The 25,122-nt window shown below is 69.1% G+C and carries 36 protein-coding genes; 32 read left to right on the top strand and 4 right to left on the bottom strand.

What is annotated here, in order from left to right; all coding sequences use genetic code 11:
• The 28 genes from rplD to rplQ all read left to right on the top strand — a co-directional run.
• On the top strand, positions 1-383 hold a 383-nt coding region (gene rplD / locus Q0P88_RS11795), incomplete at its 5' end, for a 50S ribosomal protein L4 (protein ID WP_295014348.1).
• On the top strand, positions 380-697 hold the full coding sequence (gene rplW / locus Q0P88_RS11790) for a 50S ribosomal protein L23 (protein ID WP_045249924.1): 318 nt from the start codon (positions 380-382) through the stop codon (positions 695-697). The genes rplD and rplW, both read left to right, overlap by 4 nt.
• 20 nt (positions 698-717) lie before the next feature.
• Positions 718-1,557, top strand: coding sequence for a 50S ribosomal protein L2 (rplB, locus tag Q0P88_RS11785; RefSeq protein ID WP_295014346.1), 840 nt, complete (start codon positions 718-720; stop codon positions 1,555-1,557).
• Between the two features lie 12 nt (positions 1,558-1,569).
• On the top strand, positions 1,570-1,851 hold the full coding sequence (gene rpsS, locus Q0P88_RS11780) for a 30S ribosomal protein S19 (protein ID WP_045249922.1): 282 nt from the start codon (positions 1,570-1,572) through the stop codon (positions 1,849-1,851).
• 34 nt (positions 1,852-1,885) lie between these two features.
• On the top strand, positions 1,886-2,266 hold the full coding sequence (gene rplV / locus Q0P88_RS11775) for a 50S ribosomal protein L22 (protein ID WP_295014343.1): 381 nt from the start codon (positions 1,886-1,888) through the stop codon (positions 2,264-2,266).
• A complete protein-coding gene (rpsC, locus tag Q0P88_RS11770; RefSeq protein ID WP_295014341.1) occupies positions 2,266-3,018 on the top strand; it encodes a 30S ribosomal protein S3 in 753 nt (250 codons plus the stop codon). The genes rplV and rpsC overlap by 1 nt, the downstream gene beginning before the upstream one ends.
• Positions 3,018-3,437: a 50S ribosomal protein L16 gene (gene rplP, locus Q0P88_RS11765; protein WP_067354305.1), complete on the top strand. Its 420-nt coding sequence runs from the start codon at positions 3,018-3,020 to the stop codon at positions 3,435-3,437. Before rpsC ends, rplP begins: the two co-directional genes overlap by 1 nt.
• Complete coding sequence (gene rpmC, locus Q0P88_RS11760) at positions 3,437-3,751, top strand: 50S ribosomal protein L29 (RefSeq protein WP_045271047.1); 315 nt, start codon at positions 3,437-3,439, stop codon at positions 3,749-3,751. The genes rplP and rpmC overlap by 1 nt, the downstream gene beginning before the upstream one ends.
• A complete protein-coding gene (gene rpsQ, locus Q0P88_RS11755; protein WP_295014337.1) occupies positions 3,751-4,071 on the top strand; it encodes a 30S ribosomal protein S17 in 321 nt (106 codons plus the stop codon). Before rpmC ends, rpsQ begins: the two co-directional genes overlap by 1 nt.
• The gene (rplN, locus tag Q0P88_RS11750; RefSeq protein ID WP_045249917.1) at positions 4,068-4,436 is read left to right on the top strand and encodes a 50S ribosomal protein L14; all 369 of its coding nucleotides are present in this window, start codon (positions 4,068-4,070) and stop codon (positions 4,434-4,436) included. The genes rpsQ and rplN overlap by 4 nt, the downstream gene beginning before the upstream one ends.
• A gap of 3 nt (positions 4,437-4,439) precedes the next feature.
• Positions 4,440-4,799: a 50S ribosomal protein L24 gene (gene rplX, locus Q0P88_RS11745; RefSeq protein ID WP_295014335.1), complete on the top strand. Its 360-nt coding sequence runs from the start codon at positions 4,440-4,442 to the stop codon at positions 4,797-4,799.
• Positions 4,799-5,386 (top strand): 50S ribosomal protein L5, encoded by a 588-nt coding sequence (rplE, locus tag Q0P88_RS11740; protein WP_295014333.1) that lies wholly within the window; start codon positions 4,799-4,801, stop codon positions 5,384-5,386. The genes rplX and rplE overlap by 1 nt, the downstream gene beginning before the upstream one ends.
• 217 nt (positions 5,387-5,603) lie before the next feature.
• Positions 5,604-6,002, top strand: coding sequence for a 30S ribosomal protein S8 (gene rpsH / locus Q0P88_RS11735; protein WP_295014331.1), 399 nt, complete (start codon positions 5,604-5,606; stop codon positions 6,000-6,002).
• A gap of 6 nt (positions 6,003-6,008) precedes the next feature.
• Positions 6,009-6,545, top strand: a complete 537-nt coding sequence (gene rplF / locus Q0P88_RS11730) for a 50S ribosomal protein L6 (RefSeq protein WP_295014329.1) — start codon at positions 6,009-6,011, stop codon at positions 6,543-6,545.
• Between the two features lie 2 nt (positions 6,546-6,547).
• A complete protein-coding gene (gene rplR / locus Q0P88_RS11725) occupies positions 6,548-6,907 on the top strand; it encodes a 50S ribosomal protein L18 (RefSeq protein ID WP_295014327.1) in 360 nt (119 codons plus the stop codon).
• A gap of 20 nt (positions 6,908-6,927) precedes the next feature.
• Positions 6,928-7,596, top strand: a complete 669-nt coding sequence (gene rpsE, locus Q0P88_RS11720) for a 30S ribosomal protein S5 (RefSeq protein ID WP_295014325.1) — start codon at positions 6,928-6,930, stop codon at positions 7,594-7,596.
• Positions 7,596-7,781: a 50S ribosomal protein L30 gene (gene rpmD / locus Q0P88_RS11715; RefSeq protein WP_018171461.1), complete on the top strand. Its 186-nt coding sequence runs from the start codon at positions 7,596-7,598 to the stop codon at positions 7,779-7,781. Before rpsE ends, rpmD begins: the two co-directional genes overlap by 1 nt.
• Positions 7,781-8,302, top strand: coding sequence for a 50S ribosomal protein L15 (gene rplO / locus Q0P88_RS11710; RefSeq protein WP_295014322.1), 522 nt, complete (start codon positions 7,781-7,783; stop codon positions 8,300-8,302). Before rpmD ends, rplO begins: the two co-directional genes overlap by 1 nt.
• A 101-nt stretch (positions 8,303-8,403) precedes the next feature.
• Complete coding sequence (gene secY, locus Q0P88_RS11705) at positions 8,404-9,726, top strand: preprotein translocase subunit SecY (protein WP_295014352.1); 1,323 nt, start codon at positions 8,404-8,406, stop codon at positions 9,724-9,726.
• Complete coding sequence (locus Q0P88_RS11700; protein ID WP_295014320.1) at positions 9,723-10,337, top strand: adenylate kinase; 615 nt, start codon at positions 9,723-9,725, stop codon at positions 10,335-10,337. The genes secY and Q0P88_RS11700 overlap by 4 nt, the downstream gene beginning before the upstream one ends.
• Position 10,338: 1 nt before the next feature.
• The gene (map, locus tag Q0P88_RS11695) at positions 10,339-11,187 is read left to right on the top strand and encodes a type I methionyl aminopeptidase (RefSeq protein ID WP_295014318.1); all 849 of its coding nucleotides are present in this window, start codon (positions 10,339-10,341) and stop codon (positions 11,185-11,187) included.
• 92 nt (positions 11,188-11,279) lie between these two features.
• Positions 11,280-11,969, top strand: a complete 690-nt coding sequence (locus Q0P88_RS11690; protein WP_295014316.1) for a thioredoxin domain-containing protein — start codon at positions 11,280-11,282, stop codon at positions 11,967-11,969.
• A gap of 145 nt (positions 11,970-12,114) precedes the next feature.
• On the top strand, positions 12,115-12,336 hold the full coding sequence (infA, locus tag Q0P88_RS11685; RefSeq protein WP_018171468.1) for a translation initiation factor IF-1: 222 nt from the start codon (positions 12,115-12,117) through the stop codon (positions 12,334-12,336).
• 66 nt (positions 12,337-12,402) lie between these two features.
• A complete protein-coding gene (gene rpmJ / locus Q0P88_RS11680) occupies positions 12,403-12,519 on the top strand; it encodes a 50S ribosomal protein L36 (protein ID WP_005050492.1) in 117 nt (38 codons plus the stop codon).
• A gap of 262 nt (positions 12,520-12,781) precedes the next feature.
• Positions 12,782-13,156 carry a 30S ribosomal protein S13 gene (gene rpsM / locus Q0P88_RS11675; protein WP_193596792.1) on the top strand — a complete coding sequence of 125 codons (375 nt, stop codon included), beginning with the start codon at positions 12,782-12,784 and terminating at the stop codon, positions 13,154-13,156.
• A 27-nt stretch (positions 13,157-13,183) separates the two neighbouring features.
• On the top strand, positions 13,184-13,582 hold the full coding sequence (gene rpsK / locus Q0P88_RS11670) for a 30S ribosomal protein S11 (protein WP_017829189.1): 399 nt from the start codon (positions 13,184-13,186) through the stop codon (positions 13,580-13,582).
• 126 nt (positions 13,583-13,708) lie between these two features.
• On the top strand, positions 13,709-14,698 hold the full coding sequence (locus Q0P88_RS11665) for a DNA-directed RNA polymerase subunit alpha (RefSeq protein ID WP_295014309.1): 990 nt from the start codon (positions 13,709-13,711) through the stop codon (positions 14,696-14,698).
• A gap of 35 nt (positions 14,699-14,733) precedes the next feature.
• Positions 14,734-15,255, top strand: a complete 522-nt coding sequence (rplQ, locus tag Q0P88_RS11660) for a 50S ribosomal protein L17 (RefSeq protein ID WP_295014307.1) — start codon at positions 14,734-14,736, stop codon at positions 15,253-15,255.
• An 86-nt stretch (positions 15,256-15,341) separates the two neighbouring features.
• Here the strand turns inward: rplQ and Q0P88_RS11655 are convergent, their stop codons facing one another.
• The gene (locus Q0P88_RS11655) at positions 15,342-16,865 is read right to left on the bottom strand and encodes a hypothetical protein (protein ID WP_295014305.1); all 1,524 of its coding nucleotides are present in this window, start codon (positions 16,863-16,865) and stop codon (positions 15,342-15,344) included.
• Positions 16,862-17,695, bottom strand: a complete 834-nt coding sequence (locus Q0P88_RS11650; protein ID WP_295014303.1) for a glycosyltransferase family 2 protein — start codon at positions 17,693-17,695, stop codon at positions 16,862-16,864. Before Q0P88_RS11650 ends, Q0P88_RS11655 begins: the two co-directional genes overlap by 4 nt.
• Before the next feature lie 69 nt (positions 17,696-17,764).
• On the opposite strand from Q0P88_RS11650, the gene Q0P88_RS11645 reads away from it, so the two are divergent.
• Positions 17,765-18,232 carry a GtrA family protein gene (locus Q0P88_RS11645; protein ID WP_295014301.1) on the top strand — a complete coding sequence of 156 codons (468 nt, stop codon included), beginning with the start codon at positions 17,765-17,767 and terminating at the stop codon, positions 18,230-18,232.
• 30 nt (positions 18,233-18,262) lie between these two features.
• Here the strand turns inward: Q0P88_RS11645 and Q0P88_RS11640 are convergent, their stop codons facing one another.
• Positions 18,263-19,837 (bottom strand): AMP-binding protein, encoded by a 1,575-nt coding sequence (locus tag Q0P88_RS11640; protein ID WP_295014299.1) that lies wholly within the window; start codon positions 19,835-19,837, stop codon positions 18,263-18,265.
• A gap of 131 nt (positions 19,838-19,968) precedes the next feature.
• On the opposite strand from Q0P88_RS11640, the gene truA reads away from it, so the two are divergent.
• The 3 genes from truA (at position 19,969) to Q0P88_RS11625 (ending at position 23,082) form a co-directional block, all read left to right on the top strand.
• The gene (truA, locus tag Q0P88_RS11635; RefSeq protein WP_295014296.1) at positions 19,969-20,829 is read left to right on the top strand and encodes a tRNA pseudouridine(38-40) synthase TruA; all 861 of its coding nucleotides are present in this window, start codon (positions 19,969-19,971) and stop codon (positions 20,827-20,829) included.
• A gap of 98 nt (positions 20,830-20,927) precedes the next feature.
• On the top strand, positions 20,928-21,668 hold the full coding sequence (locus Q0P88_RS11630) for an endonuclease/exonuclease/phosphatase family protein (RefSeq protein WP_295014294.1): 741 nt from the start codon (positions 20,928-20,930) through the stop codon (positions 21,666-21,668).
• A gap of 103 nt (positions 21,669-21,771) precedes the next feature.
• Positions 21,772-23,082 (top strand): UDP-glucose/GDP-mannose dehydrogenase family protein, encoded by a 1,311-nt coding sequence (locus Q0P88_RS11625; RefSeq protein ID WP_295014292.1) that lies wholly within the window; start codon positions 21,772-21,774, stop codon positions 23,080-23,082.
• Positions 23,083-23,191: 109 nt separating this feature from the next.
• On the opposite strand, the gene Q0P88_RS11620 is transcribed toward Q0P88_RS11625, so the two are convergent.
• Complete coding sequence (locus Q0P88_RS11620; RefSeq protein WP_295014289.1) at positions 23,192-25,093, bottom strand: DUF4012 domain-containing protein; 1,902 nt, start codon at positions 25,091-25,093, stop codon at positions 23,192-23,194.
• Positions 25,094-25,122: the final 29 nt, after the last annotated feature.

Here is a 25,122-nt window from a genome sequence, read left to right as displayed (position 1 = left end):
TCCACGGCCCGAAGCCGCGCGACTACTCGCAGCGCACCCCCAAGAAGATGATCGCGGCCGCCCTCGCCGGCGCGCTCAGCGACCGCTTCCGCGGTGAGCGCCTGCACGTCGTCGAGTCCTTCGGCATCGACGGCAAGCCCTCGACCAAGACGGCTGCGGCGTACCTCAACGCTCTCCCGGGCAAGAACGTCCTCGTGGTCCTCGACCGCGGCGACGACACCAACGCCCTGAGCATCCGCAACCTGGCCGGCGTGCACGTGCTGTACTTCGACCAGCTGAACGCCTACGACGTGGTCAACTCCGACGACATCGTCTTCACCAAGGCCGCCTTCGACGCGTTCGTCGCGCTGAAGTCGGGCTCGACCGAGGAGGTCTCCGCATGAGCGACAACATCCTCGCCGCGGCTGCCAACAAGGACCCGCGCGACATCATCCTGAAGCCCGTCGTCTCCGAGAAGAGCTACGGCCTGATCGATGAGGGCAAGTACACCTTCCTGGTGGACCCGCGCGCCTCGAAGACCGAGATCAAGCTCGCCATCGAGAAGATCTTCGACGTCAAGGTCGCCAGCGTCAACACGATCAACCGCGTCGGCAAGGCTCGTCGCACCCGCTTCGGCACCGGCAAGCGCAAGGACACCAAGCGCGCGATCGTTGCTCTGAAGTCGGGCACCATCGACATCTTCACGGCAGTGAACTGACCGGGGGATAAGGACAGAACATGGCTATTCGCAAGTACAAGCCCACGACCCCGGGTCGCCGCGGCTCGTCGGTGGCCGACTTCGCCGAGATCACCCGATCGACGCCGGAGAAGTCGCTGCTGCGTCCGCTGAGCAAGACCGGTGGCCGTAACAACCAGGGCCGCATCACCACCCGCCACATCGGTGGTGGGCACAAGCGCCAGTACCGCGTCATCGACTTCCGTCGCAACGACAAGGACGGCATCGACGCCAAGGTCGCTCACATCGAGTACGACCCCAACCGCACCGCGCGCATCGCGCTCCTGCACTACTTCGACGGCGAGAAGCGCTACATCCTCGCGCCGAACAAGCTGAAGCAGGGCGACGTCGTGGAGTCGGGCGCCTCGGCCGACATCAAGCCGGGCAACAACCTCCCGCTGAAGAACATCCCGACGGGTACCGTCATCCACGCCATCGAGCTCCGTCCCGGCGGCGGTGCGAAGATGGCCCGCTCGGCCGGCGCCTCCGTGCGTCTGGTCGCGAAGGACGGCCCCTACGCGCAGCTCCGTCTGCCCTCGGGCGAGATCCGCAACGTCGACGCGCGCTGCCGTGCGACGATCGGCGAGGTCGGCAACGCCGAGCAGTCCAACATCAACTGGGGCAAGGCCGGCCGCAAGCGCTGGAAGGGCGTGCGCCCGACCGTCCGCGGTGTCGCGATGAACCCGGTGGACCACCCGCACGGTGGTGGTGAGGGCAAGACGTCCGGTGGTCGTCACCCCGTCACCCCCTGGGGCCAGGCTGAGGGTCGGACCCGTCACGCCAACAAGGAAAGCGACAAGTACATCGTGCGTCGCCGTAACGCTGGCAAGAAGCGCAAGTAGGAGTAAGAGAAGATGCCTCGCAGTCTTAAGAAGGGCCCCTTCGTCGACGAGCACCTGCTTCGCAAGGTGATCGGTCAGAACGAAGCCGGCACGAAGAACGTCATCAAGACCTGGTCGCGCCGGTCGATGATCATCCCCGCCATGCTGGGACACACCATCGCCGTGCACGACGGACGCAAGCACATCCCCGTGTTCGTGTCCGAGACCATGGTCGGTCACAAGCTGGGCGAGTTCGCGCCCACCCGCACCTTCCGCGGCCACGAGAAGGACGACAAGAAGGGCCGTCGCCGCTGACGCGGCGACTGTCTGAGAGACAGAGGAGAGAGAAATGGTGGAGTCCATCGCACGTGTGCGACACATCCGCGTGACCCCTCAGAAGGCTCGTCGTGTCGTCGCGCTCATCAAGGGCAAGCAGGCCGCTGAGGCCCTCGCCATCCTGAAGTTCGCGCAGCAGAGCGCCTCCGAGCCCATCTACAAGCTCGTGCACTCGGCCATGGCGAACGCTCAGGTCAAGGCTGATCGCGACGGTGAGTACCTCGACGAGCAGGACCTGTACGTGAAGAACGCCTTCGTGGACGAGGGGACGACGCTCAAGCGTTTCCAGCCCCGCGCCCAGGGACGCGCGTTCCAGATCAAGAAGCGCACGAGCCACATCACGGTCGTGCTGGCCACCCCTGAGGTCGCCAAGAACGAGAAGGCGAGCAAGTAATGGGACAGAAGGTAAACCCGTACGGCTTCCGCCTCGGCATCACCACGGACCACGTGTCCCGGTGGTTCTCTGACTCGACCAAGCCGGGTCAGCGCTACGCCGACTACGTGGCCGAGGACATCCGGATCCGCAAGCTCCTGCAGACGCAGCTCGACCGCGCCGGCGTGAGCAACATCGAGATCGAGCGCACCCGCGACCGCGTGCGTGTGGACATCCACACCGCGCGCCCCGGCATCGTCATCGGCCGCCGCGGCGCCGAGGCCGAGCGCATCCGCGGCGACCTCGAGAAGCTCACGGGCAAGCAGATCCAGCTGAACATCCTCGAGGTCAAGAACCCCGAGGCCGACGCTCAGCTGGTCGCCCAGGGCATCGCCGAGCAGCTCTCCGCCCGCGTGGCCTTCCGCCGCGCGATGCGCAAGGGTCTGCAGGGCGCACAGCGCGCCGGCGCCAAGGGCATCCGCATCCAGGTCTCGGGTCGTCTCGGCGGCGCCGAGATGAGCCGGTCGGAGTTCTACCGCGAGGGTCGTGTGCCGCTGCACACGCTGCGCGCGAACATCGACTACGGCTTCTACGAGGCCAAGACCACCTTCGGCCGCATCGGCGTGAAGGTCTGGATCTACAAGGGCGACCTCACCAACAAGGAGCTTGCTCGCGAGCAGGCCAACGCACCGAAGTCCCGTCGTGACGACCGTGGCGACCGCCGCCGCGGGCCGCGCAACGAGGCTCCCGTCGCAGAAGGAGCGTCTGCCTGATGCTTATCCCTCGCAAGGTCAAGTACCGCAAGCAGCACCACCCCAAGCGTGATGGCCAGGCCACCGGCGGCACGAAGGTCTCCTTCGGCGAGTTCGGCATCCAGGCCCTCACCCCCGCGTATGTGACCAACCGTCAGATCGAGTCCGCTCGTATCGCGATGACGCGTCACATCAAGCGTGGCGGCAAGGTGTGGATCAACATCTACCCCGACCGTCCGCTCACGAAGAAGCCGGCCGAGACCCGCATGGGTTCCGGTAAGGGTTCCCCCGAGTGGTGGGTCGCCAACGTCAAGCCGGGCCGCGTCCTCTTCGAGGTCGCGGGCGTCAACGAGCAGCTCGCTCGCGAGGCGCTCACCCGAGCCATTCACAAGCTGCCGCTCAAGGCACGCATCATCAAGCGCGAGGAGGGCGACGCGTAATGGCGATCGGCACCAAGGAGCTCGGTGTGACCGAGCTCGACACGTTCGAAGACCAGCGCCTCGTCGAGGAGCTGCGCAAGGCCAAGGAGGAGCTGTTCAATCTCCGTTTCCAGTCGGCGACCGGCCAGCTGGAGAGCCACGGCCGCATCCGCGCCGTCAAGCGCGACATCGCGCGCCTCTACACCGTGATCCGCGAGCGCGAGCTGGGCATCCGTGCGACGCCCGCTCCGGTCGAGGCTCCGGCCAAGAAGGCGTCCAAGGCAAAGGCGAAGAAGGCCGACGAGGCTGACGCGCCGAAGGAGGAGGCCGAGTAATGGCTGAGAAGAAGGCTGCTGCCGAGGCCGTCGTCGAGCACGCCGCACACGACGTGCGCGACGCCGACGCCCGCGGCTACCGCAAGGCGCGCCGCGGCTACGTCGTCAGCGACAAGATGGACAAGACCATCGTCGTCGAGGTCGAGGACCGCGTGAAGCACCCGCTGTACGGCAAGGTCATCCGCCGCACGACGAAGGTCAAGGCGCACGACGAGAACAACACCGCCGGCATCGGCGACCTCGTCCTCATCAACGAGACCCGCCCGCTGAGCGCCACCAAGCGCTGGCGTCTGGTGGAGATCCTGGAGAAGGCAAAGTGATCCAGACCGAGTCCCGACTCAAGGTCGCCGACAACACCGGCGCCAAGGAGCTGCTCACGATCCGCGTGCTCGGCGGCTCCAGCCGTCGCTACGCGGGCCTGGGCGACATCATCGTCGCCACGGTCAAGGACGCGATCCCCGGTGGGAACGTCAAGAAGGGTGACGTCGTCAAGGCCGTCATCGTCCGCACCGTGAAGCAGACCCGCCGTCCCGACGGCTCGTACATCAAGTTCGACGAGAACGCCGCCGTGATCCTGAAGAACGACGGGGAGCCCCGCGGCACCCGCATCTTCGGACCGGTCGGTCGTGAGCTTCGCGACAAGAAGTTCATGAAGATCGTCTCGCTCGCCCCGGAGGTGCTGTAACTCATGGCGAACATCAAGAAGGGTGACCTCGTTCAGGTCATCTCGGGCCGCAAGCAGGAAAAGGGCGGCGACCGCGGCAAGCAGGGCAAGGTCCTCGAGGTCCTCGTCGAGCAGAACCGCGTGATCGTGGAGGGCGTGAACTACGCCACCAAGCACACGCGCGTCGGCCAGACGCAGCGTGGCACCAAGACGGGCGGCATCGAGACCATCGAGGCCCCCATCCACATCTCGAACGTCGCCCTGGTCGACCCCGAGACGAAGAAGCCGACCCGCGTCGGTCACCGCGTCGAGGAGCAGTCCAAGGACGGCGTGAAGCGCACGGTCCGCGTGCGCTACGCGAAGAAGAGCGGTAAGGACCTCTGATGGCGGCTGCTGACGCCGCGGGTGCTGTCACCGTGCAGCCCCGCCTGAAGGCGAAGTACAACAACGAGATCAAGAAGGCTCTGCAGGACGAGTTCGGCTACGAGAACGTCATGCAGATCCCCGGCCTGGTCAAGGTCGTCGTCAACACCGGTGTCGGTGAGGCGGCGCGCGACTCCAAGGTGATCGATGGTGCGGTCGACGACCTCACCAAGATCACCGGCCAGAAGCCGATCGTCACGAAGGCCCGCAAGTCCATCGCGCAGTTCAAGCTGCGCGAGGGGCAGGCCATCGGCGCGCACGTCACCCTCCGCGGCGACCGCGCGTGGGAGTTCGTGGACCGCCTCGTGAACCTCGCGCTGCCCCGTATCCGCGACTTCCGCGGTCTTTCGGACAAGCAGTTCGACGGCAACGGCAACTACACCTTCGGTCTCACGGAGCAGAGCGTGTTCCACGAGATCGATCAGGACAAGATCGACCGCGTCCGCGGTTTCGACATCACCGTCGTCACCACGGCGAAGAACGACGACGAGGGCCGGGCGCTGCTCCGCCACCTCGGCTTCCCGTTCAAGTCGAACGACGCGGCCTGATACCGGGGTCGTTGGGCGAGGACGCCGAAGGCGGCCGAGACGAAACGGGTCCGTCAGGACAGCGCGTTTCGGCTCGGCGGCTCCGCCGCCTCGCTCAACGACCTTTCCGCGGTTCGCACAGCGATCCGCGGTATGGAACAATTGAAAATTGCGTGCTCATCGCAGGCCGTCTGCCGTGTAACGGCAGCCGGAACCTCATGAACGAAAGAAGACAACTATGACGATGACAGACCCGGTCGCAGATCTGCTGACCCGTCTGCGCAACGCGAACTCGGCGCACCACGATTCCGTGACGCTGCCGTCGAGCAAGCTGAAGACCCACATCGCCGAGATCCTCCAGCAGGAGGGCTACATCGCCGGTTGGGAGGTCTCCGACGCCCGTGTCGGCAAGAACCTCACGATCGAGCTGAAGTACGGCCCGAACCGCGAGCGGTCGATCGCCGGCATCAAGCGCGTCTCGAAGCCCGGCCTCCGCGTGTACGCGAAGTCCACGGAGCTCCCCAAGGTGCTCGGCGGCCTCGGCGTCGCGATCCTGTCCACCTCCTCGGGGCTCCTCACGGACCGCCAGGCAGAGCAGAAGGGCGTGGGCGGAGAAGTTCTCGCCTACGTGTGGTGATCTGAAATGTCGCGTATTGGACGACTTCCCATCGAGATCCCCGCGGGCGTGACCGTCTCGGTCGACGGCCGCGACGTCTCGGTGAAGGGCCCGAAGGGCGAGCTCTCGCTCACCGTGGCCTCCCCCATCGAGGTGTCGGTCGAGGAGAACCAGGTTCTCGTCACCCGTCCGGACGACGAGCGCTCCTCGCGTTCGCTGCACGGTCTGACCCGCACCCTCATCAGCAACGACATCATCGGCGTGACCCAGGGCTACTCCAAGGGTCTCGAGGTCGTCGGCACGGGCTACCGCGTGCAGCAGAAGGGCAGCTCGGTCGAGTTCGCCCTGGGCTTCTCGCACCCCGTCCTGGTCGACCCGCCCGCCGGGATCACCCTGACGGTCGAGGGCAACAACAAGCTCACCGTCAGCGGCATCAGCAAGCAGGCCGTCGGCGAGGCGGCTGCGAACATCCGCAAGATCCGCAAGCCCGAGCCGTACAAGGGCAAGGGCGTGCGCTACGCCGGCGAGGTCGTGCGTCGCAAGGCCGGAAAGAGTGGTAAGTAACCATGGCGATCAAGACGAAGTCCGACGCCCGTTCGCGTCGTCACGCCCGTCTTCGCAAGAAGATCCAGGGCACCGAGGTGCGTCCGCGCCTCGTCGTCACCCGTTCTGCGCGTCACGTCTTCGTGCAGCTCGTCGACGACAGCAAGGGCCGCACCGTGGCCAGCGCCTCCACCCTCGAGACCGACCTGCGGTCGTTCGACGGTGACAAGACCGCCAAGGCCCGCAAGGTCGGCGAGCTCGTCGCCGAGCGTGCGAAGGCCGCCGGTGTCTCCGAGGCCGTGTTCGACCGTGGGGGCAACCGGTACGCCGGTCGCGTCGCGGCCATCGCCGACGGCGCCCGCGAAGGGGGTCTGGCACTGTGAGTGACAACAAGGAGAACGAAGTGACCGAGACGGCTACGGCTCCCGCCGAGACGGCGGCCGGTACCGAGGCTCCGCAGCGCGACGAGCGCCGCGGCGGCCGTGGTGGCCGTGACCGCGGTCAGGGCGGACGCGACCGCAACTCGCGCGACCGCGGGGACAACCAGTTCCTCGAGCGCGTCGTGACCATCAACCGCGTGTCGAAGGTCGTCAAGGGTGGCCGTCGCTTCAGCTTCACCGCGCTCGTCGTGGTGGGCGACGGCAACGGTCTCGTGGGTGTCGGCTACGGCAAGGCCCGCGAGGTCCCCCTCGCGATCTCGAAGGGTGTCGAGGAGGCGAAGCGGAACTTCTTCCGCGTCCCGCGCTCCGCGTCGACCATCCCGCACCCCGTGCAGGGCGAGGCCGCTGCCGGCGTCGTGCTGCTGCGTCCGGCCGCCGCCGGTACCGGTGTCATCGCCGGTGGTCCGGTCCGCGCCGTGCTCGAGTGCGCCGGCATCCACGACGTGCTGTCGAAGTCGCTCGGCTCGTCGAACACGATCAACATCGTGCACGCGACGGTGGAGGCCCTGAAGCAGCTCGAGGAGCCCCGTGCGGTCGCCGCGCGTCGTGGCCTCGAGTTCGACCAGGTCGCCCCGGCGCGTCTCGTCCGCGCAGAGGCCGAGGCCGTTGCTGCGCAGAAGGCAGGTGCCTGATGGCTGCGCGCCTCAAGGTCACGCAGGTCAAGTCCAAGGTGAGCGAGAAGCAGAACCAGCGCGACACGCTGCGTTCCCTCGGCCTCAAGCGGATCGGCGACTCGGTCGTCCGTCCCGACGACGCCCAGACCCGCGGCTACGTCCGCACGGTCGCTCACCTCGTCAAGGTTGAGGAGATCGACTAATGGCTGAGAAGAAGGAAGCGGCGACGAAGACCGCCGCCAAGAAGCCGGCCGCCGCCAAGGCTGCCGAGGCCCAGGCCTCGCGACCCGGCGTGCTCAAGGTGCACCACCTGCGTCCGGTCCCCGGCGCCAACACCGCCAAGACCCGCGTGGGTCGCGGTGAGGGCTCCAAGGGCAAGACGGCCGGTCGCGGCACCAAGGGCACCAAGGCCCGCAACACCGTGCGCGTCGGCTTCGAGGGTGGGCAGATGCCGCTGCACATGCGCACCCCGAAGCTGCGCGGGTTCAAGAACCCGTTCCGCGTCGAGTACCAGGTCGTGAACCTGGCCAGGCTCGCGGAGCTCTACCCGGCCGGGGGCGATGTGACCGTCGCCGACCTGGTCGCCAAGGGCGCGGTTCGCAAGAACGAGAAGGTCAAGGTCCTGGGCAACGGCGACATCGCCGTGGCGCTGACCGTGTCGGTCGACAAGGTCTCCGGCTCTGCCGAGCAGAAGATCGTCGCCGCCGGCGGATCCGTCAAGTAACACCCTGTCGAGAGGGGTCGGAGATTGCTCCGGCCCCTCTTGCGTTACCCTGGGAAGCGACTGTCCCTGCTCGGGCGTCATCCCTTTCAGGAGGCATGCTTTTGTTTAGCGCCATCGCGCGGATCTTCCGCACGCCGGATCTGCGTCGCAAGATCGGCTTCACGATCGCGATCATCGCGATCTACCGCCTCGGAGCCACCATCCCCGCTCCGTTCGTGAGCTTCCCGAACGTGACCGACTGCCTCGCGCAGAACTCGGGGACAGAGGGCCTGCTGGGTCTCGTCAACCTCTTCTCCGGTGGCGCCCTGCTGAAGCTGTCGATCTTCGCCCTCGGCGTCATGCCCTACATCACGGCGACGATCATCACCCAGCTGCTGCGCGTGGTGATCCCGCACTTCGAGACGCTGCACAAGGAGGGTCAGGCCGGTCAGGCCCGCCTCACCCAGTACACGCGCTACCTGACCATCGCGCTCGCGCTGCTGCAGTCGACGACGCTCGTCACGGTCGCGCGCAGCGGGCAGCTGTTCGGCAGCACCGGCGTCGCCTCCTGCAAGCAGCTGCTGACGAACGACGTGTGGTGGGCGCAGATCCTGCTCATCATCACGCTGACCGCCGGTACCGGCCTCATCATGTGGTTCGCCGAGCTCGTCACCGAGAAGGGCATCGGCAACGGCATGTCGCTGCTCATCTTCACCTCGATCGCCGCGACCTTCCCCGGTGCGATGTGGAGCATCTGGCAGACCAAGGGCTTCGAGACCTTCCTGCTCGTGCTCGTGATCGGCATCGTCGTCATGACGCTCGTCGTGTTCATCGAGCAGTCCCAGCGGCGCATCCCGGTGCAGTACGCCAAGCGCATGGTCGGCCGCCGCACCTACGGCGGCACCAACACCTACATCCCGATCAAGGTCAACATGGCGGGCGTGATCCCCGTGATCTTCGCCTCCTCGCTGCTCTACATCCCGATGCTGATCGCGCAGTTCAACATCCCGCAGGACGGCAAGACGCCGCCGGCGTGGGCGACCTGGATCATGACGTACTTCGTCAAGGGCGACCACCCGATCTACATGGTGGTGTACTTCCTCCTCATCATCGGGTTCACGTACTTCTACGTCGCGATCACGTTCAACCCGGTCGAGGTCGCCGACAACATGAAGAAGTACGGCGGCTTCATCCCGGGCATCCGCGCGGGGCGCCCGACCGCCGAGTACCTCGACTACGTGCTCACGCGCATCACGCTGCCCGGCTCGCTCTACCTCGGCATCATCGCGCTCATCCCGCTGATCGCCCTGGCGACGGTCGGCGCGAACCAGAACTTCCCGTTCGGGGGCGCCTCGATCCTCATCATCGTCGGCGTGGGTCTGGAGACGGTCAAGCAGATCGACGCGCAGCTGCAGCAGCGCCACTACGAAGGGCTCCTCCGATGACGGCATCCGCTCAGAACACCGCCCGGCTGCTCATCGTCGGGCCGCAGGGATCCGGCAAGGGCACGCAGGGCGTGCGGATCGCCGAGGCGTACGGGATCCCCGTGATCTCGACGGGCGACATCTTCCGCGCCCACATCAAGGAGGGCACGGATCTGGGCAAGCAGGTCACCGCCGTCCTCGACACGGGCGACCTCGTCTCGGACGAGCTGACCGGCGCCCTCGTGCGCGATCGGATCTCCCAGCCGGATGCGGCCAACGGGTTCCTGCTCGACGGCTACCCCCGCAACGCGGCGCAGGTGGTCCACCTGGACGACTTCCTCGCCGCGCAGGGCACGTCGCTCGACGCCGTGATCCTCCTCGACGTGCCGCGCGAGGAGAGCATCCAGCGTCTCGAGCTCCGCGCGACGGAGCAGGGCCGCGCCGACGACACCCCGGAGGCGATCTCGCATCGCCTCGACATCTACGAGCGCGAGACGGCTCCCATCCTCGAGGCGTACGGCGCCAAGGGCATCGTGGACCGCATCGACGGGGTCGGCGGTCTCGACGAGATCACCGAGCGCATCTTCGCCGCGCTCGCCGCGCGCGGTCTGGCCCGCACGGCAGCGGTCTGACGTGGCGTTCCGGCGGTCGATCTACAAGAGCCGCGCCCAGCTCGAGGCCATGGTGGAGCCCGGCCTCATCACGGCGGCGGCGCTCGCGGCGGTGCGCGCCGCGGTGCGCCCCGGCGTCACCACCGGCGAGCTCGACGCGATCGCCGATCGGGTGATCGTCGATCGTGGTGCGGAGTCGAACTTCAAGCTCGTGCGCGGCTACCGGCATGCCACGTGCATCTCGGTCAACGATCAGGTCGTGCACGGGATCCCCGGATCCCGGGTGCTCCAGCCGGGGGACCTCGTGTCGATCGACGGCGGCGCGCAGTTCCGCGGCTGGAACGGGGACAGCGCGATCTCCCTCGTCGTGCCGGATCCGGAGCAGCCCGCCCTGGTCGAGGCGCGCTCCGCGCTCTCGCGCGTGACGGAGGGGTCGATGTGGGCGGGTGTCGCCGCGATGGCGACCGCACGTCACCTGGGGGACATCAGCGCGGCGATCGAGGATCACATCCTCGGAGCGGGTCCGAGCGCTCTCGGCGGTCCCTACGGGATCCTCCGCGAGTACGTCGGGCACGGCATCGGACGCAAGATGCACGAGGCGCCGAGCCTCTTCAACTACCGCACCCCGGATCGCGGTGCCGAGGTGAAGCCAGGGCTGGTGCTCGCGATCGAGCCGATGGTCACCGCGGGCTCTGACCAGACCTACGTCGAGGACGACGACTGGACGGTCACGACGGTCGACGGCTCCGACGGATCGCACTGGGAGCACAGCGTCGCCCGGCACGAGGACGGCATCTGGGTGCTCACGGCCGAGGACGGCGGCGCCGCAGGACTGGCGCCGTTCGGGATCGTCCCCGTCCCCCTCGCCTGAGCGGCTTTCGGGGGCTTCAAAGCCGCGTGCGGGCAGAATAGGAACACTGTCGTCGGATCCGCACGGGCGGGTCCCGGAAGAATGGATGTGCAATGGCCGCTGCCAAGGGCAGGACCAACGGGTTCGTCATCGGGATCACCGCCGCGGTCGTCGTGGTCATCCTCGCGCTGATCGGTCTCGTCGTCTGGATGAACAACAAGGCGACCGATGCCGGGCCGGCCCCGAAGGGCTCGATCGTCAACTCCGACACCGGAGCCCTGACGGTCGGCAAGGGCGAGGACAAGATCGCGCTGTTCGTGGACTTCCAGTGCCCGATCTGCAAGAACTTCGAGACGACCTACGGCCAGCAGCTGCAGGGGCTCGCGAAAGAGAACAAGATCACGCTCGAGTACCACCCGATCGCGATCCTCGACCGCTACTCGCAGAACCAGTACTCGTCGCGTTCCGCGGCCGCGGCCTACTGCGTGGCGCAGGACAGCAGCGCGAGCACCTTCCTGGACTACCTCAACCTGCTGTTCACCAACCAGCCGGCCGAGAACACCGCCGGACCCACCGACGCGCAGCTCACCGACGACGCGAAGACGGTCGGCGCCGACAAGGCGGCGTCGTGCATCAAGGACGGCACGTTCCTCAAGTACCCGGCGGCGCAGGCCACCTCCCACAAGATCCAGGGCACGCCCACGATCGAGATCAACGGCGAGCGCCTCGACCTGCAGAAGAGCGCGGACACCGCCAAGTTCACCGCGTTCCTCAGCAAGCACGGCGTCACCACCGGTCAGTGACCTGGCGGGCATTTGCCCGAAGCGCGGATCCGGACTACCATAGATCCTTGGTGCTTTGCGCCATGAACCGGCGTGTCCGGATCCGCACAGCTCCACCCACCCACCCACCGCAGATCGACCGGTCTGCAGAAGCGTCAGCGAGGCTATGGCTAAGAAAGACGGTGTCATCGAGATCGAGGGCGTCGTGTCCGAGGCTCTGCCCAACGCGATGTTCCGCGTTGAGCTCAGCAACGGGCACAAGGTCCTTGCGACGATCTCAGGAAAGATGCGGCAGAACTACATCCGCATCATCCCCGAGGATCGCGTCGTCGTGGAGCTCTCGCCCTACGACCTCACGCGCGGCCGCATCGTCTACCGCTACCGCTAGGCCGGTCGAGAAGTAACACCCCAGGCGTCCGCGCCTGCCCGGTGAAGACAGCGAGAAGGAAGCAATATGAAGGTCAACCCCAGCGTCAAGCCGATCTGCGATCACTGCAAGGTGATCCGTCGTCACGGCCGCGTCATGGTGATCTGCAAGAGCAACCCGCGCCACAAGCAGCGCCAGGGTTGACGTGAGTCGTGTCAATGCGGCGCAGCCGCGTTGACACGCGAACGTCACGGTTGAGCGAGGACGCCGAAGGCGACCGGGCCGAAACCTCTTGCAGGAACAACTCAATATCGGTCGCGTGGGCGATCGCGGCGTTTCGTCTCGCTGCTCTCGCTCAACGACCACATCACACAGGCAGGATCAGAACCCGTGAGGGGGACACCTCGGGCGGAGGCCCGGGCACCGATCCTGTTCCACACCTCCACCACACTCCAGGAGTTACCGCATGGCACGTCTTGCCGGCGTCGACATCCCGCGCGACAAGCGCGTGGTGATCGCCCTCACGTACATCTACGGCATCGGCCGTACCCGTTCGGTCGAGATCCTCAAGGCCACCGAGATCGACGAGTCGATCCGCGTCAAGGACCTCACCGACGACCAGCTGGTCGCGCTGCGCGACCACATCGAAGGCAACTACAAGGTGGAGGGTGACCTGCGCCGTGAGGTCGCCGCCGACATCCGCCGCAAGGTCGAGATCGGCTCGTACGAGGGTCTGCGTCACCGCCGCGGCCTTCCGGTGCGCGGTCAGCGCACCAAGACCAACGCGCGTACCCGCAAGGGCCCGAAGCGCACCGTCGCCGGCAAGAAGAAGGCCCGCTAAGCGGCCTAGGGAAGAGGAGAAACTTTCATGGCTGCACCCAAGGCCGCCGCGCGCAAGCCGCGCCGCAAGGAGAAGAAGAACATCGCGCTGGGCCAGGCCCACATCAAGTCGACGTTCAACAACACCATCGTCTCGATCACCGACCCGTCCGGCGCCGTCATCGCGTGGGCCTCGTCCGGTGGCGTGGGCTTCAAGGGCTCGCGCAAGTCCACCCCGTACGCCGCCGGCATGGCCGCGGAGTCGGCCGCCCGTCAGGCCGCCGAGCACGGTGTGAAGAAGGTCGACGTCCTCGTCAAGGGTCCGGGCTCCGGCCGCGAGACCGCGATCCGCTCGCTGCAGGCCGCCGGCCTCGAGGTGGGCTCGATCCAGGATGTGACGCCGCAGGCGCACAACGGCTGCCGCCCGCCGAAGCGCCGCCGCGTCTGACGCCCTCTGAGGATCCTCGGAATCCGATCGCATCGGATCCGGGGATCCTCACCCGCGTTTCCTCCACAACTCAAGACCTCACCCACACGTGTCATATAGCGGGCACGTGATCGAAAGGAACACACAGTGCTCATCGCACAGCGTCCCACTCTCACCGAGGAAAAGATCTCCGAGAACCGCAGCCGGTTCATCATCGAGCCGCTCGAGCCCGGATTCGGATACACGATCGGCAACGCGCTGCGTCGCAGCCTGCTGTCGTCGATCCCCGGCGCGGCCGTGACGAGCGTCCGCATCGACGGCGTCCTCCACGAGTTCAGCACCATCCCCGGTGTGAAGGAGGATGTCACCGAGATCATCCTCAACATCAAGCAGCTGGTCGTCTCCTCGGAGCGCGACGAGCCGATCACCGCCTACCTGCGCAAGACGGGCGCCGGTGAGGTCACCGCGGCGGACATCTCCGCTCCGGCCGGTGTCGAGGTGCACAACCCCGAGCTGGTCATCGCGACCCTCAACGAGACCGCGAAGTTCGAGCTCGAGCTCACGATCGAGCGCGGCCGCGGCTATGTGTCCGCCGCGCAGAACCGCAGCGAGTACGCCGAGGCCGGTCAGATCCCGATCGACTCGATCTACTCGCCCGTGCTCAAGGTCAGCTACCGCGTCGACGCGACCCGCGCCGGCGAGCGCACCGACTTCGACAAGCTGGTGCTGGACGTCGAGACGAAGAACTCGATCGTCCCGCGCGACGCCGTCGCTTCCGCCGGTCGCACGCTGACCGAGCTGTTCGGTCTCGCCCGTGAGCTGAACGTCGAGGCCGAGGGCATCGAGATCGGCCCGGCGCCGGTCGAGGCCGTCCTCTCCAACGAGCTGTCGATGCCGATCGAGGACCTCGATCTGTCCGTCCGCTCGTACAACTGCCTCAAGCGCGAAGGCATCAACACGGTGTCGGAGCTCGTCGCCCTCTCGGAGACGCAGCTCATGAACATCCGCAATTTCGGACAGAAGTCGGTGGACGAGGTGCGCGACAAGCTCGTCTCGCTCGGCCTGTCGCTGAAGGACTCGGTGCCCGGCTTCGACGGCGCCCACTTCTACGGCGGCTCCGAAGACGAATCCTTCTGATACCCGCACCCTTCCGATCCAGGAGTTAGACAATCATGCCCAAGCCCACCAAGGGTCCCCGTCTCGGAGGCGGCCCCGCCCACGAGCGTCTGCTGCTCGCGAACCTCGCCGCCCAGCTGTTCGTGCACAAGTCGATCAAGACCACCGAGACCAAGGCCAAGCGCCTGCGTCCGCTGGCCGAGCGCCTCGTCACCTTCGGCAAGCGCGGCGACCTGCACGCGCGCCGTCGCGTGCTCTCCGTGCTGCGCAACAAGGAGGCGACGCACGTCCTGTTCGCCGAGATCGCGCCGCTCGTCGCCGAGCGTGAGGGCGGCTACACGCGCATCACCAAGGTCGGCAACCGCAAGGGCGACAACGCGCCCATGGCCGTGATCGAGCTCGTGCTCGAGCCCGTCACCCCCAAGGTGAAGAAGGCCGCCGCGAAGCCGGCGAAGGCGGAGAAGCCCGCCGCCGAGGCTCCCGCCGAGACCGAGGTCGTCGAGGAGGAGGTCGTCGAGACCCCCGCCGCCGAGACCGAGGCTCCGGCCGGGGCCGCTGCCGAGGAGAAGGCCGAGTAAGACCTCCGGGTCCGACTCGATCGAAGCCCGTCGTCCCGTCCGGGACGGCGGGCTTCGTCGTTCCCCGGCGGCGCCCGGCGCGGTCCTCAGCCGGCCGGGCAGACGACGATGGCGCGGGCCGACACGAGCGCCGAGCCCTTCGCGCACGGTGCGCCGCCGAGCGTGGGCGTCTCGCGCATGGCCGGTGCGTCGAAGAGGCCCACGTGGGCGCCGCTGAGCACGATCGACGAGACGGGGCCGCCCCAGGGCTTGGCGGCGATCCAGAGCACCCCCTCGTCCCGCACCCACGCGGCGACCGGCACGACCGCCGCGCGCTGCTGGGCGAGCGTCTCGGCGGCAGGAGGGCTCAGCGCCCTCGCCGTGTCCGCGATCGCGCCGCCCGCCCCCACGACGAGGAGCATCGCGAGGGAGAGGAGGGCCCCGGCGCGTCTGGCGACGTGCGCGCCGCGTACGGCGGCGGGGATTCCGTGGGCAGAGCGATGCCAGAGGGCCGTCGCGGCACGGACGACGACCGCGGCGAGGACCGGCGTGAACGCGAACACCCCGACGGCGGGGTGACGCACCCACAGGGGCAGCTGCGACGCCTGTGCCCACCAGCCCACGAACGTGAGCAGGCCCAGTGCGGAGCCGATCCCGAGCGCGCGCAGGTGCGGGCCGTGCGGCGGCCAGCCGCGGATCCTGCCCTCGGCCCGGAGAGCCGGGGCGAGCGCGGCGGCCACGACCGCCGTCAGGCCGAGGACGCCCGCGGCGAGGACGAACGGCCACGGCACGAACCAGGCCTCGGCGAGCGTGGCCAGTTTCTCCGGGATGGTCGTCGGCGCGTACTGCTGGCCCCCGCTCAGCACGAAGTGCCCGAGGGATCGGACATGTCGCACGTAACCGTCGGGACCGAGGGAGAGGAGCGCCGCGAGCTCCATGAGCAGGGTCGGCGCGGCGGCGAGCAGCAGTGGCAGGATCCCGCGACGGAGGGTGGCCGCCGCCCGCGCCGCGAACGGAGCGGGCGGCGCGAGGAGGAACAGCGCGACCGCGAACGCGGGCAGCGCCAGCACGGCGATGAGCTTGGCCTGCACGGCGAGGCCGAGGAACAACCCCGCGAGCCAGGGGCGGCGGCGGAGCACGACGAGCCCCCACACGATCCAGGCGGCGGCGGCGACCTCGCCGAGCAGATCGGCGGGTCCCTGGATGGGGGAGAACCCGCCCGCGGTGTCGAAGGCGAGCGGCACGGTCACGGCCGTCAGTGCGCCGAAGCGTCCGCTCAGGCGGCGACCGAGGACCGCGAGTCCCCCGAGCAGCAGAAGCCAGTAGGCGAGGGGGATCAGTCGGGCACCGAGGATCGGATCGAGTCCCGTCGCGAGCACGGCGGCGACGGGGAGCAGGACCACCGGTCCCGTGGAGATGCGCGGGTCGAAGGGGGTCGGCGTGGAACCGGAGAGCGTGCCGTCGCTCGTGTAGCCCCACCCGGCGAGGAGGTTGCGCGGCACGGTGAGGTTGAACGCCTCGTCCTCCCAGAAGCGCAGCACGAGAAGGCTGTGCAGCATCACGATCGCGTTCGCCGTGACCAGGACGGCGAGCAGGACCCAGAACGCGGTCGTGCGGAGCCGAGAGGTCATGAGGGCGGCGCGTCCTCGTCGGCCGTGGGCTCGGCCTCCGCCGGGCCCACGGCGCGCGTGGGGGCGGGTGCGACGGTGCGCAGTGGTGCGCCGGGGCGCAGGGACCAGGCCCACGTCTCGCGCAGGGCGTCCCGTGCGAACAGGAGGAGCCTCTTCGGGGGGAGCGAGGGTCTCGCCGCGCGACCCCACATCGTGCCCGTGGCCTCGGATCCGCGACGAGGGATGCTCTGCACAGGCAGGTAGCGCACGTCCAGCCCGGCCCGGGCCTCGGCCAGGGAGAAGTGCACGTGCGGGACCAGCGCGTCGCTCGGCACGAGGTCCACGAGCAGTTGCGCGGCATCGGGGCGATACGCGCGCAGCGGGGTGTTGACGTCGGGGATCCCGCGACCGACCCACGAGGCGATCAGCAGCCGCACGCACAGCGTGAGCACCCGGCGATGCCATGCCTCTGTGCGGTGCCGTCGCACCCCGTGAACGACCGAGGCGCCGGTGCGACCGAGCGCCCGGACCGCGGCGGCGAGGTCGGATCCGAGGAACTGGCCGTCCCCGTCGACGTGCACGAGCACGTCGGGGTGCAGGGCCAGACCGCGCCGGTACGCGACGAGGGCGGTGGGGCCGTGCCCTCTGTTCACGGGCCGGGAGTCGACCTGGACATCGTCGACGCCGGCCAGCACGGCGGCCGTGCGGTCGGCCGAGCGATCGTCGACGACGACGAAGGTGACGCGCTCCGCGAGCGGTGCGACGGCGCGGCGGATCTCGTCGATGAACCCCGCGATCCCCTCGGCCTCGTTGTAGGCCGGCATCACGACGGCGAGATGGGCGTAGGGCACTCGTACCTCAGGATCCGCAACGGCAGGCGACGGGGACCGTGCCTGTTCCCGCGGTAGTCTAATGGCGCTATGGACCGCGGTCACCGCCTGCGCCGTCTCGCCGGAGTCGGCACCCGCTTCCTCATCGTCGGCGCGCTGAGCACCCTCATCGAGATCGGCGTGTTCAACCTCTTCGTCGGGCTCTTCGGATGGAACGCGGTGATCGCGAAGGTGGCCGCCTCGACGGTCGCGCTGGTCAATGCCTACTTCGGCAACCGGGAGTGGACGTTCCGGCATCGCGACCGTCGCCGTCGCGGCGTCGAGATCATCCTGTTCCTGACCGTGAACGTCGTCTGCACGGCGCTCGGCGCGGGGCTGCTGTGGCTCGGCGCGGAGGGGGTGCTCCTCGCGACGGGGCGACCCGCGGGTCTCGCGATGCTGAACACCGTGAACGTGGGGAGCATCGTGGTCGTCGTCCTCGTCCGGTTCCTGCTCTACCACTTCGTCGTCTTCCGCCGGGCTCCCGACCCGTCGCGGGCCGCGGCGGACGGCGGCTGAGGGAACGCGAGGATCCGGGGAACGCGAGGCTCAGGGGCGGGCTCGGAGATCCTTGCGGAGGATCTTGCCGGACGCCGACTTCGGGATCACGTCGATGAACTCGACCAGGCGCACCTTCTCGTGCGGCGCCACGTGGGCCGCGACATGCGCGGTGACCTCGTCCTCGTCCAGCGAGGCGCCGGGCTGGCGCACCACGAAGGCCTTGGGCACCTCCTGACCATCGTCGTCCGGAGCGCCGATCACGGCGGCGTCGGCGATCGCGGGGTGTTCGAGCAGCACGGCCTCGAGCACCGCCGGAGCGACCTGGTAGCCCTTGTACTTGATGAGCTCCTTGAGACGGTCGACGATCCGGAACACGCCCTCCGCGGTGGCCGTCGCGACGTCTCCCGTGTGCAGCCAGCCGTCCTCGTCGAGCATGTCCGCGGTCGCATTGGGACGGTTCAGATAGCCCTTCATCACCTGGGGGCCGCGGATGAGCAGCTCGCCGGGGGCACTCGTGCCCTCGAGAGGGATCTCGACCTCGGATCCGTCCTCCGCGCGCAACCGGGCCTCGGTGTTCGGCAGCAGCAGACCGACGGAGGAGAGGTCGATGTCGTCGCGATCGACGGGGATGGTGTGCGTGACGGGGGTGGTCTCGGTCATGCCGTACCCCTGGCGCACCGTGCAGCCGAGCCGCTCCGCGACCGCGGCCGCGAGGGCCCCGTCGAGCGGCGCCGCCCCGGAGAACACGACGGCGACCGATGACGTGTCGTACTGGTCGATGAGCGGGTGCTTGGCGAGGGCGACCGCGATCGGAGGCGCGATGAACAGCCAGGTCGTACGCTGCTCGGCGACGATCCGGAGGAACTCCGTCAGGTCGAACTTCGGCATCGTGACGAGGGTCGCCCGTTCGCGGACTGCGAGGTTCAGCAGCACCGTCATGCCGTAGATGTGGAAGAAGGGCAGGACGGCGAGCACCCGATCGTCGTCGTTCAGCTCGATCGAGATCGAGCTCTGCGCGACGTTGGCGACGAGGTTGCGATGCGTGAGCATGACGCCCTTGGGCCGCCCCGTCGTCCCGGAGGAGTAGGGCAGCACCGCGACATGCGTCGCCGGATCGAAGGAGACGTCCGGCGCCGCATGCCCCTCGGCGAGGAGGGTGCGCAGATCCGGATGCCCCTCCGCGCCGTCGAGCACGATGAGCTGGTCCGCCGGGATCCCGAGCTGTGCGGCGGCGGCCTGCGCCTGCGGGAGGAGCGGGCTCACGGTCACGAGCCAGGTCGCCCCGGCGTCGCGGAGCTGGTTCGCGATCTCGTCGGCGGTGTAGAGCGCGTTGATCGTGGTGGCCGTGGCGCCCGCGCGGAGGATCCCGTGGAACACCGTCGCGAAGGCCGGCACGTTGGGGCAGAGCAGCCCCACGGCATCGCCGACGCCGATCCCGCGCGCGGCGAGCGCCCCGGCGAACAGATCGATCTGGCCGATCAGCTGGCGGTAGCTGGTCTCCGCCCCCGACATGCCGTCGACCAGGGCCGTGCGGTCGAGGTCGTGCTCGGAGATGCCGCCGAACAGATACTCGTGGATCGGGACCGCGGGGATCTCGACATCGGCGAACGTGCTGCGGACCATGGGATCTCCTTCGATCTCGGTCGTGCCGGCCCGGGTGCCGGTCTTCTGCTGCGTTGCGATTCAGTGTCGCACACGACGGCACTCAGTCCCAGTGCAGATTCCGTCGTGCAGGGGGAGGGTAGCCTGAGGCGGTGCGCATCCGTCTCGACATCGCCTACGACGGCACCCACTTCCGGGGGTGGGCCAGGCAGACGGGACTGCGCACCGTCCAGGGCACGCTGGAGGCCGCCCTGGCCCGCATCGTCGGCCCCGACGAGGGCGGCTCCGATCCGCAGTTCGTCGTGGCCGGACGCACCGACGCGGGGGTCCACGCGACCGGCCAGGTCGCGCACGTGGACCTCGACGAGCGGCAGTGGTCGCGTGTGGTCACCCGCGACGGGACGAGAGCGGCCGATCCCGCCGCGTCGCTCGCCCGACGGATCCGCGGCGTGCTGGGGCGGTATCCCGACGCGACGGTGACCCGCGCCTCGCTCGCCCCGGACGGCTTCGACGCCCGGTTCTCCGCCGTGTGGCGCCGGTACCGCTACCGCCTCGCGGATGGGCGCGCAGGGTACGATCCCCTCCTGCGGCACGACACGACGCATCAGACCGCGTCGCTGGATGCGGAGGCGATGGACGAGGCCGCGCAGACGCTCATCGGTCTGCACGACTTCGCCGCCTACTGCAAGGCGCGCGAGGAGGCGACGACGATCCGGACTCTGCTCGACTACCGATGGACGCGCGATGCCGCGGGGGTGCTCGTCGCCGAGGTCAAGGCCGACGCGTTCTGCCACAGCATGGTGCGCGCGCTCGTCGGGGCGTGCGCGGCGGTGGGGGAGGGCCGTCTCGCGGTCGAGGACCTCGCCCGGCTCCGCGACGAGCTGACCCGCACGAGCGCGTTCAAGGTGCTCCCGGCCCGGGGTCTCACCCTCACGGAGGTCGGATACCCCGCCGACGCCCTGCTCGCGGCGCGCGCCGAGCAGACCCGCAACCGTCGCGACCTCGACGGCTGAACGCGGCGACGCACGGCTTGGCGCATCCCGGGAACACCTGATGAACTCCCGGGCGCATCCCGGGTTCGCCCAGGGCGCACGGGTACGGTGGGACCACGATGCGGATCATCTCCTACAACCTGCGCAAGCACCGTGCCGCGCACGAGCTCGACGACCTCGCCGAGGCCAACGACGCCGACGTGCTGTGCGTCCAGGAGGGCGACACCGAGTCCTTGCCGCCGGTCGCGGGTGACCTGGTGATCGCGGACACCACGCAGCGCAATCGCCTGGGGCTCGCGGTGTACTACCGTCCGAGCGCCTTCCACCTGGTGGACGCGGCCTCGGTGTCGGTGAAGAAGTCGCTGCACGACCGCGTGCTGCGCCCCGCGCACGAGCGTCTGCTCGGCGTGCGGCTCCGCGACATCGACGCAGGGCGGGACTTCCTGGTCGCGTCGCTGCACGCCGCGCCGCTCACCGCACGCAACGCCCTTCGTCGCGACCAGATCCGCGCCGCGCTCTCCGAGCTGTCCGAGCTCGGCTGGGGCCTTCCGCAGCTCATCGTCGGGGACTTCAACTACCCCGTGTTCAAGGAACGGCTGTCGGAGCACATGCGCGACGACGGCTACGAGCTCGTCATGAGCGATCAGCACACCTACACGCGGTACCGGGTGTTCCGCGGCTTCTACGACTTCGCCGCGGCGAGCGGGTTCGTCGTGGACTCCGTGCGCACGCTTCCCCAGGGGCAGTCCGACCACCTGCCGATCCTCGTGACCGCGCACCTCAAGCGGCGCGAGTCCGAGACCGGGACGAGCCCGACGGTCACGGGCACGGAGGGCACCGCCCGCGACACGACGCCCTGAGCGTCGAGGAGAACGACGGGCCGCGCCGATCGTTCACGCACCCGTCACCCCGCGGACCCCTCGGCGCCGTGTGCCGGTGAGGGGGCGCCGGTGAACTCTGAGCATGCGGATGTCGGTGATCGGCTGCGGATACCTGGGTGCGGTGCATGCGGCGGCGATGGCCTCGCTCGGCCACGAGGTCGTCGGCGTCGACGCGGACCCGGCCAAGGCGGCGGCGCTCGCCGCCGGCACGGCCCCGTTCTACGAACCGGGTCTGGACGAGCTCCTGGCCGCGGGGATCGGATCGGGGCGGCTGCGCTTCTCGACGGACGTCGCGGACGCGGCCGGATCCGCCGTGCACTTCCTCGCGGTCGGCACCCCGCAGCTCGCCGGAGCCTCGGCGGCGGATCTGCGCTTCGTGCGCGAGGCGCTGACGGGCCTCCTGCCCCATCTCCGGGAGGGCGACGTCGTCGCGGGCAAGTCCACCGTTCCCGTGGGGACGGCCGCGGAGCTCGCCCCCGCGATCGAGCAGCGCGGCGCGACCCTGGTGTGGAATCCGGAGTTCCTGCGCGAAGGATGGGCGGTGCACGACACGCTGCACCCCGACCGCCTCGTCGTCGGCGCCGGCGACGACGAGGCGGGCCGTCGTGCGGTGCGACGCCTGCGCGAGGCGTACGCGGACCCGATCGCCGAAGGCAGCCCGTTCCTCGTGACCAACCGGGAGACCGCAGAGCTCGTAAAGGGCGCTGCCAACGCCTTCCTCGCCACGAAGATCTCGTTCATCAACGCGATGGCCGAGATCGCCGAGGCGTCGGGCGCTGACGTCACGCTGCTCGCCGACGCCCTCGGCCACGACGAGCGGATCGGACGACGCTTCCTCGGCGCGGGGATCGGTTTCGGCGGCGGATGCCTCCCGAAGGACATCAGGGCCTTCGCCGCGCGTGCGGAGGAACTGGGCAAGGGGGAGGCGGTCGGCTTCCTCCGCGAGGTCGACGCGATCAACCTGCGTCGGCGTGCGGAGGCCGTGCGTCTCGTCGTCGAGTCGTTCGGGGGCTCCGTCGTCGGTCGTCGGATCACGATGCTCGGCGCCGCGTTCAAGCCGTACAGCGACGACGTCCGCGACTCCCCGGCGCTCGACGTGGCGACCCGGCTGCGCGGACTCGGCGCGAAGGTGACCGTCACGGATCCCCAGGCCATCGGGAACGCGCGCATCGCGCATCCGCAGCTCAAATACGAGCAGGATCGAGACAGGGCGATCCGCCGGGCGGACGCCCTGGTGCTGGTCACGGAGTGGGACCTGTACCGGCGGGAGCTGAGCCCGGAGCACGCCTCGACGCTCACGACCGGCCGGATCGTCGTCGACGGTCGCAACTGCCTGGACGGGGGCGCCTGGCGCGCGGCGGGGTGGACCTACCGCGGCCTGGGGAGGCCCTAGGCGCCGTCGGGGCGGTCGTCAGCCCGCGAGCGCCCTCAGCAGCACCGCGGCGGAGAGTACGAGCACGACGGCGACGCCCATCCCGATGTTCGCGACGTCGCCCGCCGGGCTACTTCCGCCGCGTGCACCCCGGGCTGTCGAGCGCGACCGTCGTCGGGCGCACCATCGGCGTGTGACGCACGGCGAGCGGCCCGTAGTCCCCCACCGGAGCCGTGAAGGTCGCGGCGACCGTGGCGGTCTGCCCCGGCGCGGTGAGGACGTTGACCCTGACCGCCGTGCGGCCGAGGTGGGGCAGGCCCGTCGCATCCACCGGCGTTCCGTCGACGGTGACGCCGGTGAGCGTCGAGCCGACCGGGCCGTACAGGTAGACGTCCGTGGAGATGTCGCCCTTCGGGAAGAACCGGGCGGGGGAGATGTAGGGGGCGAGGCCCGCCACCGCGTCGGGGGCGAGGGTGTTCTGCAGCGTCGCCGTGGTCGTGAACGTCGGGGCGGCGTCCGTGCGGCATTGCGTGCTCGACGCGGCGATGCCGAGCTGCAGGTAGTAGTCGAGCTTGCCCTCGGTGACGTCGTCCAGGTAGACGCCGAGGTCGGTGGTCTTGGCGTTGTCGGTCGGGAGCGTTCCGCCGACCGGGGTCCCGGCGAGGAGGCGGGCCTGATCCGCGTCGTCCGTCGCGTACATCAGCCGTCCCTCGTCCGCGGCCGTCACGAGGGCGCCGAGCAGCGCCTTCGGCTCGGCGTGACTGCTCAGCAGCGCCTCGAAGACGCTCCGCGCGGCCGCCGCGAAGAAGGCGTCCTGCACGGCGGGGTCGGGATAGTCGGCGTAGACCTGGTTGAGCAGCAGCGGCACCGCGTTCTCGGCCGTGAGCGTCCTGTCGAACGGAGCCGGCATCTGCACCGGGCCGATCGCGGACAACAGGTCGCCGAGGGCGACGGGATCCACCGAGACCACGGCGTCGACGGGCGTGCCGAAGGACTCCGCCCAGAACGCGCGCACGATCGCGGCGGTCTCGGTGAAGTCGGGCGAGAGCGTCGAGTCCTGGATGTACCGTCCGATCTTGGATCCGTACAGCGCCTCGGTCTGCGGGTTCAGCGTGGTGACCGGATCCGCGCGTCCGTTGACGAAGTCCTGCGACCCCGCCTGCTGAGTGAGGCTGAGCCGGCCGTCCTGCGCGGTCAGCATCGCGATCGCCGCGGGATTGCCCCCGGTGCCGCGCGACTCGGCGTTGTTCTGGAAGATCAGCAGGTAGTGCTGCGGCCCGTCGGCGCCGAGGGCCCGCGGCAGGATCGTGAGCGCGTTGTGCACGGGCGTGAGGATCGGCTCGATCCTCGCGAGCGCGGTGTCCAGCCGGTGGACGGCATCGGCGACCGGCGGAGCGAGCGCCGCCCGGTCGATCGTCCCGATCCGGGCGCGGACCGCGGCGATGCTCCGGTCCGCGGTCTCGACATCGGCGGCGAGGGCGGACAGGTGCGCCAGGTCGACCCCGCCGTCCTTCGGCATCAGCGCCCCCAGATCGACGGCGGTGAGCGGGGTGACCGCGTCGCGCACGAGGGTGTTCACCGCGTCGGCGGTCACCCGGACGGCAGTGAGGTTCGGTCCGGCGACCGGGACCCACTCCGCGTTCGTCCACAGCGATCCGCTCGTGCGACGCGCCGCGTCGGAGGTGAGCGTCGAGATCCGCGCGACGGTGGCCTTCGCGCCCGCCGGGTCGTTCGCGAGCAGCTTCTGCTGCACGTCGTCGAGAAGCGGGATCGCCGTCTCGAGGTCGGACTTCGCCGACATCGCCTGGTCGTACAGGTGCTTCGCGACGGCGGCGCCGATCGCGCCCACGGCGAGGACGACGATCAGGATCGAGACGGGGACCCAGAAGCGCACGCTGCGCAGAAGCGGCCGACGCTCCGGGCGCCCGCGCGGGGCGTCGGGGCCCGCGGCAGCCCCTGCGGAGGCCGCGGGGGAGCCGGAGGCGTCGTCGGAGCCCCCTCGCGCCGATCGTGGATCCCGCCCTGAGGTCACGGCACGATTCTAGGCACGACGGTCGGTCG

The sequence above is a fragment of the uncultured Microbacterium sp. genome (genome assembly GCF_945952435.1).
GTDB lineage: Bacteria > Actinomycetota > Actinomycetes > Actinomycetales > Microbacteriaceae > Microbacterium.
This window is presented reverse-complemented; position numbering and strand designations above follow the sequence as displayed.